The sequence below is a fragment of the Frankia canadensis genome (genome assembly GCF_900197875.1).
Classification (GTDB): domain Bacteria; phylum Actinomycetota; class Actinomycetes; order Frankiales; family Frankiaceae; genus Frankia; species Frankia canadensis.
This window is the reverse complement of record NZ_FZMO01000059.1, coordinates 1-17011: the sequence shown is the minus strand read 5'-3', so window position 1 is coordinate 17011 and position 17011 is coordinate 1. Positions and strand designations below refer to the sequence as shown.

Below are 17011 nucleotides of genomic sequence, written 5' to 3'. Positions count from 1 at the left end.
GGGGAAGGCGGCGTGATGCCAGTTTCCTGGTGTGTCGTGTCCGGTTTGTCCCTAGGTTTCTGGCAGGGAACGCCGTGATGATGTCAGAACGCTGTCACCGGCCGCCGCCGCGGACCGCCGCCGCCGAACGGCCTCGGACCGCTGACGCGGTAGCCCGACGCAAAGATCGCAACCCGAGGCACGGCCTGGACAGCGGTCGTGCGTGTGGGACAGCGAGGCGACGTCGGCGTGCGACCGGTGTGCTGCGGGAGCCATCGAGGTCTGGCCCGCGAGAGCCCCGGTCAGACGGGGTGTGAGCCGGAGGCGGGGATTGAACCCGCGACCTATCGCTTACGAGGCGATTGCTCTGCCACTGAGCTACTCCGGCGATCGGCCAGGATCGCACCGGCCGGAACCGAGTATGCCAGACGGCGCGGGGCGGCTGTCGCCGGTGGTGCGCGCCGTTCGCCGACGGCCGCGACTCGGCCGTTGGCGCCCATCGCCCGATGGTGCGGCGCGCGGACGCGGCGGCGCGAACGATCGTGGGATGTGATCCCAGCGGACCGTCATGGCCCCGCGCCCTGTGGGCCGATGACGTGACGATCGGTTTGTATCCAATCCGTTTATTGTCACATTTTCTGGGGCGTGGGGCGTCGAACGGCGCAAATCGCTACCCCGCTCGCAGTGGTTCCGGAGAGGATGCGTAGGGTTTCGCTCCATGACCGGGGCCGGAGACGCTGCACCTGCCGCAGCGACGACGCGAGGAGCCTCGCTCCTCGTCGCCGAGGATGATGAGGCGTCGCGCGTGGCACTTGCGCGCAGCCTGGAAAGATTCGGCTATCGCGTGCTGGAGGCCGCGGACGGCGAAGCCGCCCTGCGGCTGTTCCAGACAACGGAGATCGATCTGGTGGTGCTGGACGTCGCGATGCCGCGGATGGACGGCTTCGCGGTGCTCAGCCGCCTGCGCCAGACCAGCGAGGTTCCGGTGATCATGCTCACCGGGCGCGCCGAGGAGGTCGACCGGGTGGTCGGCCTCGAGCTGGGTGCCGACGACTACGTCGTGAAGCCGTACTCGCTGCGCGAGCTGGTCGCCCGGGTGCGGGCCCGGCTGCGCCGCCGCCCGGCCGAGCCGCCGCCCCAGCGCAACGGGGATGGCAACGACCCGCTCGTCTACGGGGACGTGTCGATCGACCTGCGGGCCCGCGAGGTCGCCGTCGCTGGCGAGCGCATCGACCTCACAGCGCGCGAGTACGAGCTGCTGGCCTTCCTGGCCCGCCACCCGCGGCGGGTGTTCAGCCGTGAGGAGCTGCTCGAGCAGGTCTGGGGAACGCGCTTCCAGGACCCGGCGACCGTCACCGAGCATGTGCGACGGGTGCGCACGAAGGTGGAGGGTCGCCCGCCTCAGCGCCGGCTGGTCACCACCCTGCGCGGGATGGGCTACCGCTTCGACCCGTGATCGCCCCGCGTTCCGGTCAGGAACGGCGCCACTGACGGGTGCGCTGTCGGGAGGCGCCGGGGCCGGGCGCCGCGGGTGCGTCCGCGCGCGTCGTGTCCAGCGGGCTCGGGGTCGACGTACTCGGGGTCGGCGGGCTCGGGGTCGGCGGGCTCGGGGTCGGCGTACTCGGGGTCGGCGTACTCGGGGTCGACGGCCGCGGGGCGGATACCCGCGGGTAGGCGGCGTCGTGCGCAGCCCGGGCGCCGCAGACCGAGGCTCGCTCGCAGGACGTCCGACCGCCCTCGTCGAGGGCGACGACGACCTCCTGGCGCGGCACGTCGTGGCGCACGACCCGGCCCTCGCCGTGCGGCGTGCAGGCCCGCTCGCCGACCGCCGGCACCGCCTGGGCGAACTCCTCGTACAGCGGATGCTCGTAGCGCAGGCAGCACATCAGCCGCCCGCACGCCCCGCTGATGCGCATCGGGTTGAGGGCGAGGTGCTGGTCCCGCGCCATTCGCAGGCTCACCGGCTCGAAGTCGGTGAGGAACGTCGCGCAGCACAGGTCCCGCCCGCACGAGCCGATGCCGCCCTGGGCCCGGGCGCCGTCGCGGGCGGACAGCTGGCGCAGCCGTACCCGGGCGGCCAGCGTCCGGTTGAGGTCCCGGACGAGCCCGCGGAAGTCGACCCGGCCCTCCGCGGTGAAGAAGACGGTGTACCCGCCGGATTCCGGGGTGTGATCCACTCCGACGATCTTCATGGGCAGGTCGTGCTCCCGGGCCAGGCGACGGGCGGCCACCCGGGCCCGGGCCCGCCGGCGCCGGGACAGCTCCGAGCGCCGCAGGTCCTCCTCGAGGGCCATCCCCACCAGCACCGGAAGCCCACCGACGTCGTCGGACACCCACTGTGGCGCCCACATGCAGGTGGCGACCTCGGGGCCGTCGTCGGTCGGCATGAGGACGTGGTCGCCGACCCGTGGCGTGAGGGGCCCCGGGTCGGCGTAGTACAGCCTGCCGCGGGGGGAGAACACCACCGCGCACATCATCGGCACGGGTCGGATATGCCCGGCCGCTTCGGGCCTGAACCCTCCTTTCGGGCGGTCGGGTCCCGCCCACGGCCCGGTCAGATCTCGCGCAGCGTGAGGATCAGCGATTCGACGGCGAGCAGAGGAACGAGCCCGGGGTTGTCCGCCAGGGCCGTCCGGGTCACCAGCACGGCCTCCAGGCATCGCAGCGCCCGATCGGGGGTGGAGGCCGCCGCGAGGCGCGAGGCCTCGGCGGCCTGATCGGGATGGATCGCGTCGACCGGGGCGCCCAGCTGTTCGGCCAGCACGTCGCGGTACAGCCCGGCGAGGTCCACCAAGGCCCGATCCAGGGAGTCGAGGATCGTGCGCCGGCCTCGGCTCTTCTGGGTGCGCTCCAGCTCCTTCAGCGCGCCCGCGGCGCCGCGCACCACCATCGTGCGCGCCTTGGCACCCGCCTTCGGCGCGCGGGCGGAGCGCGACTTCCCGCCCGAGGCGGTCGCGCCGACGCCCAGCGCCGTCTTCAGGGCCTCCGTCTCGGCCTCGTCCCGCTCGGCGCCCGCGGCCTCGGCGTCGGCGTTCGCCGCGTTGACGAGCTCCGCGGCGGCCGCCAGGCAGTCGCCGACCCGGCCGATCCGGGACGGAATGCGCAGCACCGCCGCACGGTGGGCGCGGGCGGCCTCGTCGGTGGCGAGCCGGCGGGCCAGCGCGAGATGGCCCTGCGAGGCGCGTGCGGCGGTCTGCGCGGTGCGCTCGTCGACGCCCTCCCGCAACAGCATGTCGAGCACGTCGGCGGCGGTGGGCAGGCGCAGGGCCACCGTCCGGCACCGAGACCGGATGGTCGGCAACACGTCGGAGACCGCGGGGGCGCACAGCAGGAACACGGCCCGCTCCGCCGGCTCCTCCAGCGCCTTGAGCAGCGCGTTGGCGGCGGCTTCGGTGAGCCGGTCGGCGTCGGTGAGCAGCAGGATCCGCCATCGGCCGGCGGTGGGGGCGCTGGCGGCGTCGCGAACGAGGGCACGTACGTCCTTCACCCCCAGGGAGAGGCCCTCCGGGGTGATCGTGCGCAGGTCCGCAGCGGTGTCGGTGAGCACGGTGTGGCAACCGGCGCACTCACCGCAGCCGGGGGTGTCGCGCTCGCAGTTCAGGCTGGCGGCAAACGCCCGCGCGGCCTCCTGCCGCCCGGAGCCCGAAGGCCCGGTGAACAACCACGAATGGGTCATCCCCGACCGGCTGGCGGCGGACTCGCCGAGGCCGGGCGGCGATGCGCCCTCGCCTGCCGAGCGTCCTGCCGTGCCCGCGGACGCCGCCGAGCCCCGGGCCGCGGACGCCGCGGCGGTGCGCAGGGTCGCGACCACCGCGTCCTGCCCGACGAGCGAATCCCAGACGGTCACGGCCCCATCATCCACCCCGTACCGGGTGGCGGGGATCAGACGGCCGTCGGGATGACGTGCCGGGTCAGCCGGGACGCGAGCCGGGCTCGGATCGTCGCGTGGATCTCGTCGCGGTCCTGGGTCGCGTCGACGACGAGGTAGTGGGAGGCGTCCCGCCGCGCCTGGCGTCGCAGCGCGTCACGGACCCGGTGGTGATAGTCGAGCATCTCGGCGTCGAGCATCTCGGCGTCGAGCACTTCGGCGTCGAGCACTTCGGCGGGATCGTGGGCCTGCGGGGCGGGGGCGAGGGCGCCGGCGCGGCGCAGTCCCACCTCCGGTGGCAGGTCGAGCAGGACGGTCAGATCCGGGGTGAGCGCTTGGACCGCCCACTGGGTGAGCCGGCCGAGCTCGTCCGAGACCGGCGTCCCGTGTGCGCTCTGGTAGGCCGCCGCCGCGTCGATGTACTGGTCGGAGACGACGATCGCGCCCCGCGCCAGCGCCGGCTCGATGACCCGGGCGACGTGCTCGGCGCGGTCGGCGGCGTCCAGCAGCGCCTCGGTGCGGGTGTGCAGCCGGGTGGCGGGGTCGAACAACAATGCCCGCAGCCCGGCGCCGGTCTCGGTACCGCCGGATCCGGAGGTCACGACGATCTCTCGCCCCTGCTCGGCGAGCCAGCCGCGCAGCAGCTCCACCTGGGTCGTGCGGCCGGAGCCCTCGATGCCCTCGACCGCGATCAGGAACCCGCCGTGGCGGGGGAGCCTGGACGACGCCGGCCGGCGGCCGCGCAGCGCGTTCCACAGCTCCGGCCAGACCGCGACACCGGCGCGCTCGTCCATCTGGCGGTAGGCGAACAGGCCGACGGCCACCGCAAGCAGACCGCCACAGAGCAGCACCACCGTGACACCGTCCGCGCGCACGGTGATGTCACCCCAGAGGTGGACGCCGTGCGAGCCGATGAGGCCGACCAGCCCGGGTGCCGCGGCGAGCACGACCAGCAGGTCGATGCGGACCAGGGACTGCACCAGCGCGAAGGTCCGCCCGCGCAGCTCGTCGGATACCTCGGCCTGCAGCAGCGTGTACCCGGTCACCCAGGCGACCCCGGCGAACGCCCCCACCGCGACGACCAGGATGCAGGCGATCACCAGGTTCGGGATGACGGCGACGACGACCAGGGTGACGCCCGCGGCGGTGACGCAGACGCCGAACAGGCGCGTCCGGCTGTAGTCGCCGAGCAGCTTCGGCCCGGCGGCCATGCCCGCGGCGAGACCGATGAACACCGCGCCGAACAACACGCCGTAGGCCGAGTCGCCGCCGCCGAGGATCTCGACGTACAGCCGGCCCAGCGCGATCACGCACCCGGCACCGGCGAACCCGCCGAGGATGCCGACGACCAGGCCGCGGACCAGCCGGTCCTGGCCGACGTAGCGCCAACCCTCGGTGATGGAGGCGAGGAAGCCGGGTTCCGGCCCCGACTCCGGCCGGGCCGCCCGCCCGATGCCCCGCAGGCCCCAGATGACGATCGCCGAGCCGAGGAAGGTGGCGGCGTTGAAGTAGAGGGCGAGGTCGACCGAGGAGTCCCGGAAGAAGGAAACGCTGGGGCCCAGCGCACGCGAGATCGTCGCCAGCAGCGTGAAGATCGCGGCGGCGAGAGGCGCGGTGCCGTAGGTCATGATCAGGCTGAGCGTGTTCGCCGCGGCGAGCCGTTCACGCGGCACCAGATGCGGGACGCTCGCGTCCTTCGCCGGTGCCCAGACCAGAGTCACCGCCTCCACCAGGAACGACGCGATGAGCAGCCATTCGAGCGTGCCGATGATCGGGATGGAGACGAACAGCCCGAACCGGATCACATCGGTGACGACCATGGTCAGCCGGCGGTCGAGGCGGTCGGCGAGCGCGCCGGCCAGCGGCCCGAGGATCAGCGCCGGCATCAGCCGGACGATGAGCAGTGAGCCGATGGCGTACGCCTGCCCGGAGAAGCTCTCCTGCAGCTGCGTGACGAGGGCGGTCGTCGCCAGCAGGCCCATCCAGTCACCGAGGCTGGACAGGCTCAGCTGGATCCACATCCGCCGGAACTCCGGGATGCGCAGCACGGCGACGATGTCGCTGTCGCCGCCGTCGGTGGCGTCCGCGCGCGGTGGCGGGGACGGGACCGTCGTCACCGGATGTCGGCTCGACGCGCGGCGCATCCGTGGCCGGCAGGTCCCGCGCCGCGCGGTACCGGGTGAACCGCCGGCCCGGGGGTCGGCGTCATCCCCCGATGCCGGGTGTGACGGCGGCGCGGCGGGCTGATCCGCGGCGGGCTGATCCGCGGTGGGGCGATCCGCGCCGGGTATCCCGGTGGCCGGTGCCGAGTGCTCCACCGTCGTCTCGACCGGCGTGGCGTCCGGCGGCGCGAGGTCTGCCCGCACCGGCTCGGCCTGTGCCAGATCAGCCCGTGTGGACCCGGCGTCCGCCGGCGCCGCGTCGGTCGGCCCGTGGGACCGACCGATCGGCCGGACCATCAGCTCGCCCGGCGGGCGTCACCGGAACTCGCGCCCGCGCCGCCGTCCGCGCCGCTGTCCGCGGCATCGGTCGTGGCGGTCTTCCTGGCCGTCGCCGCCTTCACGGATCCGGACTTCGCTGTGCCGCTCTTGGCTGTGCCGCTCTTGGCGGTCCTGGATTTCGCCGTGCCGCTCTTCGCCGAGGTGGATTTGCTCTTGGCGGGTGCCTTGGCGGTCGTGCGGGGGGCGCGCTTGGTCGCCGGGCCGCGGGCACGGCGGTCGGCGAGCAGCTCCGCCGACCGCCCATCGGTGATCGTCTCCACGGCGTCGCCCTTGCGCAGGCTCGCGTTGGTCTCCCCGTCGGTCACGTACGGGCCGAAGCGGCCCTCGCGGATGACCATCTGCTTGCCGCTCACCGGATCGTTGCCGAGCTCGCGCAGTGGCGGCGTCTGGGCGGCTGCCCGCCGTCCCCGGGCCTTCGGCTGCGCGAGCAGCGCCAGCGCCTCGGGGAGCGTCACGGTGAACAACTGCTCCTCGGACTCCAGCGACCGGCTCTCGGCGCCCTTCTTCACGTACGGGCCGTAGCGGCCGTTCTGCGCGGTCACCTCCTCGCCGTCCTCGGCGGCGCCGAGGTTGCGCGGCAGCGAGAGGAGGCGGATCGCGTCGTCGAGCGTCAGCGTCTCCAGCGACATCGTGCGCAGCAGGCTGGACGTGCGCGGCGGATCGGTGTCGGTGGTGACGTAGGGGCCGAACCGGCCGGCCTTCGCCGTGATGGTCGCGCCGCCGGCCGGATCGACGCCGAGGACGCGGTCGCCGCTCGGCGCGGCCAGCAGCTCCAGCGCGCGGGCGACGGTGAGCTCGTCGGGCGCCAGGTCGTCGGGCACGCTGGCTCGGCCGTCCCCGCGCTGGACGTATGGCCCGTACCGGCCGACCCGGACCACCACGGACGTGCCGTCGTCGGCCTCGCCGAGCGGGATCGAGTTGACCTCGCGGGCGTCGATCTCGCCGAGGCGCTCGCTGACCAGATGCTTCAGGCCCGCCTCGGTGGCGGTGGCGGTGCCGTCGCCGGTGCCGAAGTAGAAGCGGGTCAGCCAGTCGGTCGAGGCCGCCTCGCCGGAGGCGATGTCGTCGAGATCATCCTCCATCGTGGCGGTGAACCGGTAGTCGACCAGCCGGGAGAAGTGGTCCTCCAGCAACCCGACCACGGCGAACGCGACGAAGCTCGGGACCAGCGCCGAGCCCTTCTTCCAGACGTAGCCGCGGTCCTGGATCGTGCCGATGATCGACGCGTAGGTGGACGGCCGGCCGATCCCGAGTTCCTCGAGCGTCTTGACCAGGCTCGCCTCGGTGAAGCGGGCCGGCGGGCTGGTGGCGTGCCCGCGGGGCGTGAGCGAGCGGGTGGTCAGCGGGTCGCCCTCGCGGACGTCCGGCAGGCGCCGCTCGCGGTCCTCCAGCTCGGCGTCGGGGTCGTCGGCGCCCTCGACATAGGCGCGCAGGAAGCCGGGGAAGGTGATGACCTTGCCGGACGCGGAGAACTCGGCGTTCTCGCCGGCCGAGCTGGTCGCGCCGAGGCGGATCGTGGCGCTCGTCCCGCGGGCGTCGGACATCTGGCTGGCGACGGTGCGCTGCCAGATGAGCTCGTAGAGGCGGTAGGAGTCGCCGTCCAGCTCGCCGCGCACCTCGCCCGGGGTGCGGAAGTGGTCGCCCGCGGGCCGGATCGCCTCGTGCGCCTCCTGGGCGTTCTTCACCTTCTTGGCGTAGGTGCGCGGGCGCGGCGGCACGTACTCGGGGCCGTAGAGCGTCTCGGCCTGGGCCCGGGCCGCCGTGAGCGCCGTCTCGGACAGGTTCGTCGAGTCCGTGCGCATGTAGGTGATGTAGCCGTTCTCGTACAGCCGCTGCGCGATCTGCATGGTGCGCTGGCTGGAGTACCGCAGCTTGCGCCCGGCCTCCTGCTGCAGCGTCGAGGTCATGAACGGCGGGTAGGGGGAACGCCGGTAGGGCTTGGTCTCGACGGAGCGCACCGCGAAGGCCGCGTCCGCCAGCCGCTCGGCGAGGGCGTGCGCGCCCTGCTCGTCGAGCCGGGTGACGCCCGCGGTGGTCAGCTCGCCGGTGGCGGCGAAGTCCCGGCCGGTCGCGATCCGGCTGCCGTCCAGGGCGACCAGCGTCGCCGGCAGGGGTGTGCGCTCGACCTCGGCGTCGGCACCGGCGGGGGCGCCGCCGTCCCCGCCGGCCGGGGCCGCGGCCCAGCCCTGGCGGGCGACCGTCGCCCCGAACAGGCCCTCGATGTTCCAGTACTCGGCGGAGCGGAAGCGCATCCGAGCCCGCTCACGCTCGACGAGCACGCGGGTCGCCACGCTCTGCACCCGGCCCGCCGAGAGCTTCGGCATGACCTTCTTCCACAGCACGGGGGAGACCTCGTAGCCGTAGAGACGGTCGAGGATGCGACGGGTCTCCTGGGCGTTGACCAGGTTCTCGTCGATCTCCCGCGGGTTGTCGACGGCGCGGCGGATCGCCTGCGGAGTGATCTCGTGGAAGACCATCCGCTTGACCGGCACGGTCGGCTTCAGCGTCTGCAGCAGATGCCAGGCGATCGCCTCGCCCTCGCGGTCCTCGTCTGTCGCGAGGTAGAGCTCGCTGGCGTCCTTCACCAGCGCCTTGAGCTTGCTGACCTGGAGCTTCTTGTCCGCCGTGACCACGTAGAGCGGCTCGAAGTCATTGTCGACGTCGACGCCGAGGCGGGCCCAGGGCTTGCCCCGATGTGCCGCCGGGACATCGGCGGCGCTGCGCGGCAGATCCCGGATGTGCCCGATGCTCGACTCCACCTGCCAGCCCGGGCCGAGGTATCCGGCGATCGTCTTCGCCTTCGCCGGCGACTCCACGATCACCAGCCGGGTGCCCGACCCGGCGGCCGGCAGGTCCGCGTCACCGGAGGCGGCGCCGCGGTCGGCGGTGCTCGCCCGGCGCCCCGAACCGCGGCTGGCCGGTGTGCGGGCGCTGGGCGCCGTGGTGACGCCGGTACCCCGGCCCGCGGCCTGCGGGCCGTCCGTGGACGCCTCGGCGGCCGCCGTGCCGGGGCTCGGCGTGGCGCCGTTGCCCGCGGGCTCGGCGGGCTCGGCGACCCGTGCGGATGACCGCGCGGTCGTCCGTGTCGTCGTCTTCGTGCGCGGTGGCACTTCTCTCCTCGGTGCGGCTGCTGGCTGCGGGCCCGGCGGATGGAGCGTAGGGCGCCCCTGGCGAGCGTAGGTCCCGGATATGGCGGATGTTGCTCGGGCGGAGCGCGGTGCTGGTCGTGACATGGGCTTCGGACGGGGGTCCGGCGGGTACCGGTCGAGCGGTGAGCGGCCGCCGGAGTGATAGCGACGCCTCGCAGCACCGTACGCCGCCGCCGGACTCCGCGGAGCGTGCCGTCCGGGCATGGCGCTGGTGCTCGAACGTCTACCCGCGGCGCACCGGCGCACGCCTCGACGGCCCGGGAGGGCCCGCACGACGGTGTAACACGGCGGTCTCGGGCCGCCCACCGCCGGCCCATCGATGTCACTGTGGGTAGTGGATGGTCGCGGTGTTCGCACCCGTCGCGCCGACCAGCGCCGGGCGGGCGAGCGGCCGCCGCTTCCGCCGGGCCGTCCCCTGCCGCGCAGGTCAGGTGACCGGCCGCCGGCGGGCGCCGCCCCGCGGCCCGGACAGCCGGGGCCGCGGGGTGGTGCGGGCCGTCAGGCGCTGATCTTCTCTTCGTCCTGGCCTGTCGGCTGTGCGACAGGGGGGTCACCGGCGATGGACGCGCCTCGCCGCCGGGACACGACGATCACGGCCGCGATGACGGCGACGGCGACGAGCGCGACGGTCACCCGCAGCGCGGTGTTGCGGTCCGTCCCGACCGAGTACTTCACCACCGTCGGCGCGATCAGCAGGCTGACCAGGTTCATGACCTTGAGCAGCGGGTTGATGGCCGGGCCGGCCGTGTCCTTGAACGGGTCGCCGACCGTGTCGCCGATGACGGTGGCCGCGTGGACCTCCGATCCCTTGCCGCCGTGGGTGCCGTCCTCGACGAGCTTCTTCGCGTTGTCCCAGGCGCCGCCGGAGTTCGCGAGAAACACCGCCATCAGGACGCCACCCGCGATGGCGCCGCCGAGAAACGCCCCCAGCGGGGGGTATCCCAGCCCGAAACCGACGGCGATCGGGGCGAGGACGGCCAGTGTGCCCGGGGTGATCAGCTCGCGGAGCGAGTCACGGGTGCAGATGTCGACGACCGCGCCGTAGTCCGGCTTCTCGGTGCCCGCCATGATGCCGGGCCGGGTGCGGAACTGGTTTCGGACCTCCAGGACGACCCGGCCGGCGGCACGCCCGACCGCGTTGATGGCCAGGCCCGAGAACAGGAACACCACGGCCGCGCCGATGATCAGGCCGACCAGTGCGTCCGGATAGGCGATGTTCAGGCCACCGACGGTGCCGCGGCCGTTCTCGGGGAGTACGCCAGCGTCACCGAGCGCGGTGGTCACCGTGTCGGTGAACGAGCCGAACAGGGCGGCGGCGGCGAGGACGGCGGTGGCGATCGCGATGCCCTTGGTGATGGCCTTCGTGGTGTTGCCGACCGCGTCCAGCGACGTGAGGATCTCGCCGCTGGCCTCGTCCAGTTCGCCGGACATCTCGGCGATGCCCTGGGCGTTGTCGCTCACCGGCCCGAAGGTGTCCATCGAGACGATTACGCCGACCGTGGTGAGCAGGCCGGTGCCGGCCAGCGCCACCGCGAACAGCGCGATGGTGACGCTGCCGGAACCGAGTAGGTACGCCCCGAAGACGGCGGCCGCGATGAGCAGCGCGGAGTAGACCGCGGACTCGAGTCCGACGCCGATGCCGGCGAGGATGTTCGTGGCCGGTCCGGTGAGGGACGCCTCGGCGATGCCGCGCACCGGCCGGCGGCTCGTCTCGGTGAAGTAGCCGGTCAGCAGCTGGATCGCCGCGGCGAGCACGATGCCGATGAGCACGGCACTGATGGCGATGACCCGGGGATTTCCGGACTGGGTGCTCCCGGCCATCCCGGGAAAGTCGACGAAACTCGTCGGGAGGTAAAGCAGGCAGACGATGACGACGCCGACGGCGGACACCACGGCGGAGACGAAGAACCCGCGGTTGATGGCGGCCATCCCCGACCGGTCACGTGCCCGCGGCGAGACCGCGAAGATGCCGATGACCGCGGTGATCACCCCGACGGCGGGAATCAGCAGCGGAAAGACCAGGCCGCGTTCACCGAACGCGCTGACGCCGAGGATGAGCGCCGCGACCAGGGTCACCGCGTAGGACTCGAACAGGTCCGCCGCCATGCCGGCGCAGTCACCCACGTTGTCGCCGACATTGTCGGCGATCGTCGCGGCGTTGCGCGGGTCGTCCTCGGGAATTCCCTGCTCCACCTTGCCGACGAGATCCGCGCCGACGTCCGCCGCCTTCGTGAAGATCCCGCCGCCGACCCGCATGAACATCGCCAACAGCGCGGCGCCGAACCCGAACCCCTCCAGCACCTGCGGAGCGGTGTCCCGGAAGACGAGCACGACGACCGCGGCGCCGAGCAGCCCCAGGCCGACGGTGAACATTCCCACGACGCCGCCGGTGCGGAAGGCGATCCGCACGGCGGCCCGTTCGCCGCGGGTCATCGCCGCGGCGGCCGTCCGGGTGTTCGCCCTGGTGGCGAGCGACATCCCGACGAACCCGACGAGTGCCGAGAAGATCGCTCCGACCACGAAGAACGCGGAGCGGCCAACCTTGGCGCCGGTGTCGTCCGCCGGCAGGAGAAGCAGCACGAACGGAATCACGACGACGAATCCGGCAAGCGTCCGGAACTGCCGTCTCAGGTAGGCCGCGGCGCCCTCCTGGACGGCGCGCCCGACCTCCACCATCCGCGGGGTACCGGGATCGGCGGCCAATACCTCCCGTACCAGGTAGCCGGCAACGAGCAGCGCGAGGGCTGCGACGATCGCCACACCGGCGACCAGGCCTAGGGATCCGCCACTAAGGTCGATTCCAGTGCCCTCGGACTGGAGGGCGTGGATCGGGGACATGGCTCCTCCCGGGTCTGCTCTGTGCGCCCACCGCCTCGCTCGGATAGCCCGTCGGTGCCATACCGGTGGAAACGACGGTCATGGAGACGTCGGCGGCCGGGCGTCGCATCCGGCGACGCCCGGGTTCAGTTCCGCCGGATTTCTCCCGTTTTCGACGTATCCGACGGTTCTTTCGGGGGGCACAAGGGGTCTCCGACGGTTCGAACTCAACCGTCCGTGAGATGCGGCGGAGTCTATCCACACCAGTGTGACGTGCGCTGCTTTTTCTGGGCCGGCTGCCCGGGTCGGCCTATTCTGCGTGTTTTTGCCACGATAAGAGATGGCATTGCTGCCTTAATGCCGAATACGGCAGATCCTGAAGGACGCAGCCCGGACGAGTCCGACCGCTCACGCCAGGCGGCTAAGCCCGTCATCCGGCGTCCCGCGACCGCTGGCGGCCCGCGGCGCTTCGCGGCGCCGGGGCCGCGCGGACGTGGCCGTGCGGAAAGTGGCCGTGCGGGAATGGCCGTGCGGAGGTGGCCTCACTGGGCCGACCCGGTCGCCATCCCGGACGGCCGTGACCGGTCGCTCGCTACCGGACGGGCTTGGGTGGTACCGCGCTGAGGTCGGTGTGCCAGGTCATGGCGACGACCGTCCCCACTCCGTCGGGCCCGCGACTGATCTCGACCTCGTCGACGAGGCCCTCGATGAGGGCGAGGCCAAGGCCGGACGGGAGGCCCGCGGTGTCCTCGTCCGGGTCGTCCTGCGCGTCCGGTCCGCCCGCGGCGGGCTGCGACCACCAGGGGGGGTCGACGACGGACTCCGGCTCAAGATCGAGAAGCGCGGACGCGGTGACCAGGCCGCCATCCGGCCCCGGCGCGACCTCGTCACCCGTCCGGCCGCGGTCGGCGACCGTGATGGTGAACGATTCGGGTGCGTCGATGAGCGCGACAAGCACCGGGGACTGCGGCGCGTGCCGGCGGTTCACCCGCACCGCGCGGGCGCATGCCTCCGTGACCGCGAGTTTGATCTCGTCGGCTGCGCCGGCGGGCACGCCCGCTCGCCGGCTGACCGCCGTTGCGATCATACGTGCGGTGCGGACGTGCCCGTTCAGGGCGGCGAACCGCAGCTCAACGGTGGGCATACGGCAGCCCTGCCTTTCCGAGGGGCGTGGTTTCCGGATCGCCGCTCACTCGTGGGCCGCGAGCGCTTCCTCGACGGAGGAGTGGATCGGGAAGACCTTCGTGAGCCCGGTGATCCGGAAGATCTTGAGAATGCGCTCCTGGGTGCAGACGAGCCGCAGCGAGCCCTCGTGCGCGCGCACCCGCTTGAGCCCACCGACGAGGACGCCGAGGCCGGTCGAGTCGAGGAACTCGACCCCCTCCATGTCGACGACGAGGTGGTAGGACCCTCCGGAGACGAGATCGATCAGCTGCTCGCGAAGCTTCGGCGCGGTGTACACGTCGATCTCGCCGCCCACCACGACGACCGTGTGGTTGCCTTCCTGGCGAGTCGTGAGGGACAGGTCCACGGATCCTCCTTGTGTGCCTCCGGCCGTCCCGCGCTTCGGGCGACCGACATCACGGCGCCATTACCCTCCCACGGGGAGGATCAATCCGGTGGCCCGCGACACAGATCGCGGGTTCACGGCATCGTGGCGGCGCTGTCGACGACGTCTGCTGGAAATCTATCCCCGATCTTGGCTCGCGGGGGTCGCTTGGCGGCCTCGGGTCGCGGCCGTCGCGCGGATTGTCCGTCGGGTGGCGGCCCGTGGCCCGGCATCGTTCGGCTGTCGGCGGCGGCGCCGTGGGGGTGCCGGTCGGTGACGTCGGACCGAACGCGCCGGAATCATCCGTGCGAGTGGGGCGGGCGCCCGCATATCCTCGACGGTCGTGAGTTCGTCGGCGGAGGTGGACGGCGCGGCGGCGGTCCTGGCCGGGCTTCGTCGGGACGTCCGGCGCGCGGGCTGCATGACGCATGTCGAGCCGGTTCCCGCGCGCCCTGGCCGGCGGGCGCCGTGGCCGGAGTGGATCGATCCGGTCCTGCGCGGGCGCTGGACGGCCGCGGGCATCGAGGCGCCGTGGACGCATCAGGCTTCCGCTGCCGAGGCGGCGCACGCGGGCCGCAGCGTCGTGCTGGCGACCGGTACCGCCTCGGGCAAGTCGCTCGGATACCTGATGCCGGTGCTGTCCCGGCTGCTCGCGGAACCGTCCGCGCGGGCGCTCTATCTGTCCCCGACCAAGGCGCTCGCCCACGACCAGCTGCGTTCGGTACGGGCCCTGCGGCTCGCCGTTCGGGCCGCGACGTACGACGGCGACACGCCGGCCGCCGAGCGGGACTGGGTCCGCGCGCACGCCGGGTTGGTGCTCACCAACCCCGACATGCTGCACCGTGGGGTCCTGCCCCAGCACCGTAGGTGGGCGCAGTTCCTGCGGGGTCTGCGGTTCGTGGTCATCGACGAGTGCCATGGTTACCGCGGCGTCTTCGGTGCCCACGTGGCCGCGGTCATCCGTCGCCTGCGCCGGGTCTGCGCGCGGTACGGCGCGGCTCCGGTGTTCGTGCTGGCGTCCGCGACCGTCGCCGATCCCGGCGTGTCGGCGGGCCGGCTCACCGGTGTCGACGTCGAGGTGGTCGACGGCGACGGCGCGCCGCGCGGTCCCCTGGACTTCGTGCTCTACGAGCCGCCCCTGCTCTGGACCGGGCCGGGAAGCGGGGGGCCGGCCGACCAGCCACATGGCGGCGGCGAGAACGGCGCGCCGGTGCGTCGGTCGGCGACCGCGGAGTCGGCGGACCTGCTTGCCGACCTCGTCGCGGACGGCGTGCGCACCCTGGTCTTCGTCCGCTCCCGCCGGTCCGCCGAGGTCGTGGCGGTCAACGCCCGGCGCGAGCTCGGGCGTGTCGCCGTCGACCTCGCGGACCGGGTGGCCGCCTACCGCGCCGGCTACCTGCCGGAGGAGCGGCGGGAGCTGGAACGCCGGCTGCGGTCGGGGGAGCTGCTCGGTGTCGCCGCCACCTCGGCCCTGGAGCTGGGCGTGGACATCAGCGGCCTGGACGCCACGATCACCGCGGGCTTCCCAGGCACCCTCGCGTCGCTGTGGCAGCAGGCCGGCCGGGCCGGCCGGGACGGCAGCCGTTCCCTCGCGGTGCTGGTCGCGAGGGACGACCCCCTCGACACCTACCTGGTGCATCACCCCGAGGCGGTGTTCGGTCGGCCGGTGGAGGCAAGCGTCTTCGACCCCGACAACCCCTACGTGCTCGCCCCGCAGCTGGAGTGCGCGGCCGCCGAGCTTCCGCTCACCGAACCGGACCTCGAGCTGTTCGGCCCGGCCGCCGCGCGGGTCGTCGACGACCTCGTCCGCCGCGGCCGGCTGCGGCGGCGGACCACCGGCTGGTACTGGACCCAGCGGGCGCGGCCCGACCTCGATATCAGGGGGGCCGGCGGCCCGCCCGTGCGCATCGTCGAGACGGCCACCGGCCGCCTGCTGGGCACCGTGGACGCCGGTGCCGCCCATGCGGCCGTACATCCGGGCGCCGTCTACCTGCACCAGGGCACGAGCTTCGTCGTGGACGACCTCGACCTCGCGGAGTCGGTGGCCTTCGTGCACGAGGAGGCGCCCGAATGGACGACGGTCGCGCGGGAGCACACCGACATCCGCATCGTCGAGTCGACCCGCTCGCGCACCCTGCCTGACCTGGAGGTTCATCTCGGCGTGGTCGAGGTGACCAGCCAGGTCGTCGGCTATCAGCGCCGCCTCGTCGCCACCGGGGAGATGCTCGGCCAGGAGCCGCTGGACCTGCCGCCGCGACAGCTGCGCACCCGCGCCGTCTGGTACACGGTGACCGACGAGCTGCTCGCCGACGCGGCCATCGAAGCCGGGGACGTCCCCGGCGCGGTCCACGCCGCCGAGCACGCGGCGATCGGACTGCTGCCCCTGTTCGCGACCTGCGACCGCTGGGACATCGGCGGGGTGTCGACCGAGCTGCATCCGGACACCGGGCGGACGAGCGTGTTCGTCTACGACGGTCACGCTGGTGGGGCCGGGTTCGCCGAGCGTGGGTTCCTGCGTGCGGCGGCCTGGCTGGGCGCGACCCGGGACGCGATCCGCGCGTGCGAATGCCCCGCGGGGTGCCCGTCCTGCGTCCAGTCGCCCAAATGCGGTAACGGGAACGAGCCACTGGACAAGGCGGCGGCATGGCGATTGCTCGCCGCTGTCACGGCCGCGCTCGACTGAAAGACGGATCACTCCGGGTCTGGGCGGTTCCGCCGTGACGATAGGCGGGTAGGCCGAGCCCACCGGCTGATCGCGGTCGGTCCCGCTCCCCTGGATGGCTGTGGAGGTTCCGGTGGTAACCGTCGGTGTTGTTCTGTTGCTGGTGGCTGGAGTCCTCAGCGCTGACCTCGTCCTGGAGAACAGCGGCCATACCGATGCGATGATCATGGGTCAGACACTCTCCTTCAACGTCTGGGGCCTGTTCGTCCTCGGCCTCGCCACCGGGGTGCTCGTCGTCACGGGTGTCCAGCTGCTCCTGAGCGGCATGGCCCGGGACCGGCACCGGCGTCGGATGCAGCGCCAGCGGGAGCGGGAGCTCGCGGCTCTCACCCGCGCGACCCCGACCTCGACCCTTGCGCCCGCATCCGCCCCGGCACCGGCTCCCGCCCCGGTGCCGACGGCTCCCACCCGGTCCTCGACTCCCAC

General features: G+C 73.0%; 10 protein-coding genes and 1 tRNA gene. 3 read left to right on the top strand and 8 right to left on the bottom strand.

Going from position 1 to position 17011, the window contains the following annotated elements; translation table 11 throughout:
- Positions 1-295 precede the first annotated feature (295 nt).
- Positions 296-367, bottom strand: a tRNA-Thr gene (locus C1A33_RS06910).
- 330 nt (positions 368-697) lie between these two features.
- Here C1A33_RS06910 and C1A33_RS06905 point away from each other — a divergent pair.
- Complete coding sequence (locus C1A33_RS06905) at positions 698-1435, top strand: response regulator transcription factor (protein WP_101830692.1); 738 nt, start codon at positions 698-700, stop codon at positions 1433-1435.
- Positions 1436-1451: 16 nt separating this feature from the next.
- Here the strand turns inward: C1A33_RS06905 and C1A33_RS06900 are convergent, their stop codons facing one another.
- The 7 genes from C1A33_RS06900 to C1A33_RS06870 all read right to left on the bottom strand — a co-directional run bounded on the left by C1A33_RS06900 (position 1452) and on the right by C1A33_RS06870 (position 13845).
- Positions 1452-2462: a PSP1 domain-containing protein gene (locus C1A33_RS06900; RefSeq protein ID WP_101830691.1), complete on the bottom strand. Its 1011-nt coding sequence runs from the start codon at positions 2460-2462 to the stop codon at positions 1452-1454.
- Between the two features lie 71 nt (positions 2463-2533).
- On the bottom strand, positions 2534-3826 hold the full coding sequence (locus tag C1A33_RS06895) for a DNA polymerase III subunit delta' (protein WP_101830690.1): 1293 nt from the start codon (positions 3824-3826) through the stop codon (positions 2534-2536).
- 35 nt (positions 3827-3861) lie between these two features.
- Positions 3862-6306 (bottom strand): dTMP kinase, encoded by a 2445-nt coding sequence (tmk, locus tag C1A33_RS06890; protein WP_423748046.1) that lies wholly within the window; start codon positions 6304-6306, stop codon positions 3862-3864.
- Positions 6306-9458, bottom strand: coding sequence for a type I DNA topoisomerase (topA, locus tag C1A33_RS06885; protein ID WP_101830689.1), 3153 nt, complete (start codon positions 9456-9458; stop codon positions 6306-6308). Before topA ends, tmk begins: the two co-directional genes overlap by 1 nt.
- Positions 9459-9995: 537 nt before the next feature.
- Entirely contained in the window at positions 9996-12335 is a 2340-nt protein-coding gene (locus tag C1A33_RS06880) for a sodium-translocating pyrophosphatase (protein WP_101830688.1), read from the bottom strand.
- Between the two features lie 571 nt (positions 12336-12906).
- Positions 12907-13458, bottom strand: coding sequence for an ATP-binding protein (locus tag C1A33_RS06875; protein WP_101830687.1), 552 nt, complete (start codon positions 13456-13458; stop codon positions 12907-12909).
- 45 nt (positions 13459-13503) lie between these two features.
- A complete protein-coding gene (locus C1A33_RS06870; RefSeq protein WP_101830686.1) occupies positions 13504-13845 on the bottom strand; it encodes an STAS domain-containing protein in 342 nt (113 codons plus the stop codon).
- Between the two features lie 361 nt (positions 13846-14206).
- On the opposite strand from C1A33_RS06870, the gene C1A33_RS06865 reads away from it, so the two are divergent.
- The gene (locus C1A33_RS06865; RefSeq protein WP_243407271.1) at positions 14207-16546 is read left to right on the top strand and encodes a DEAD/DEAH box helicase; all 2340 of its coding nucleotides are present in this window, start codon (positions 14207-14209) and stop codon (positions 16544-16546) included.
- 112 nt (positions 16547-16658) lie between these two features.
- A partial coding sequence (locus C1A33_RS35585; protein ID WP_207770196.1) for a hypothetical protein occupies positions 16659-17011 on the top strand: 353 nt, incomplete at its 3' end.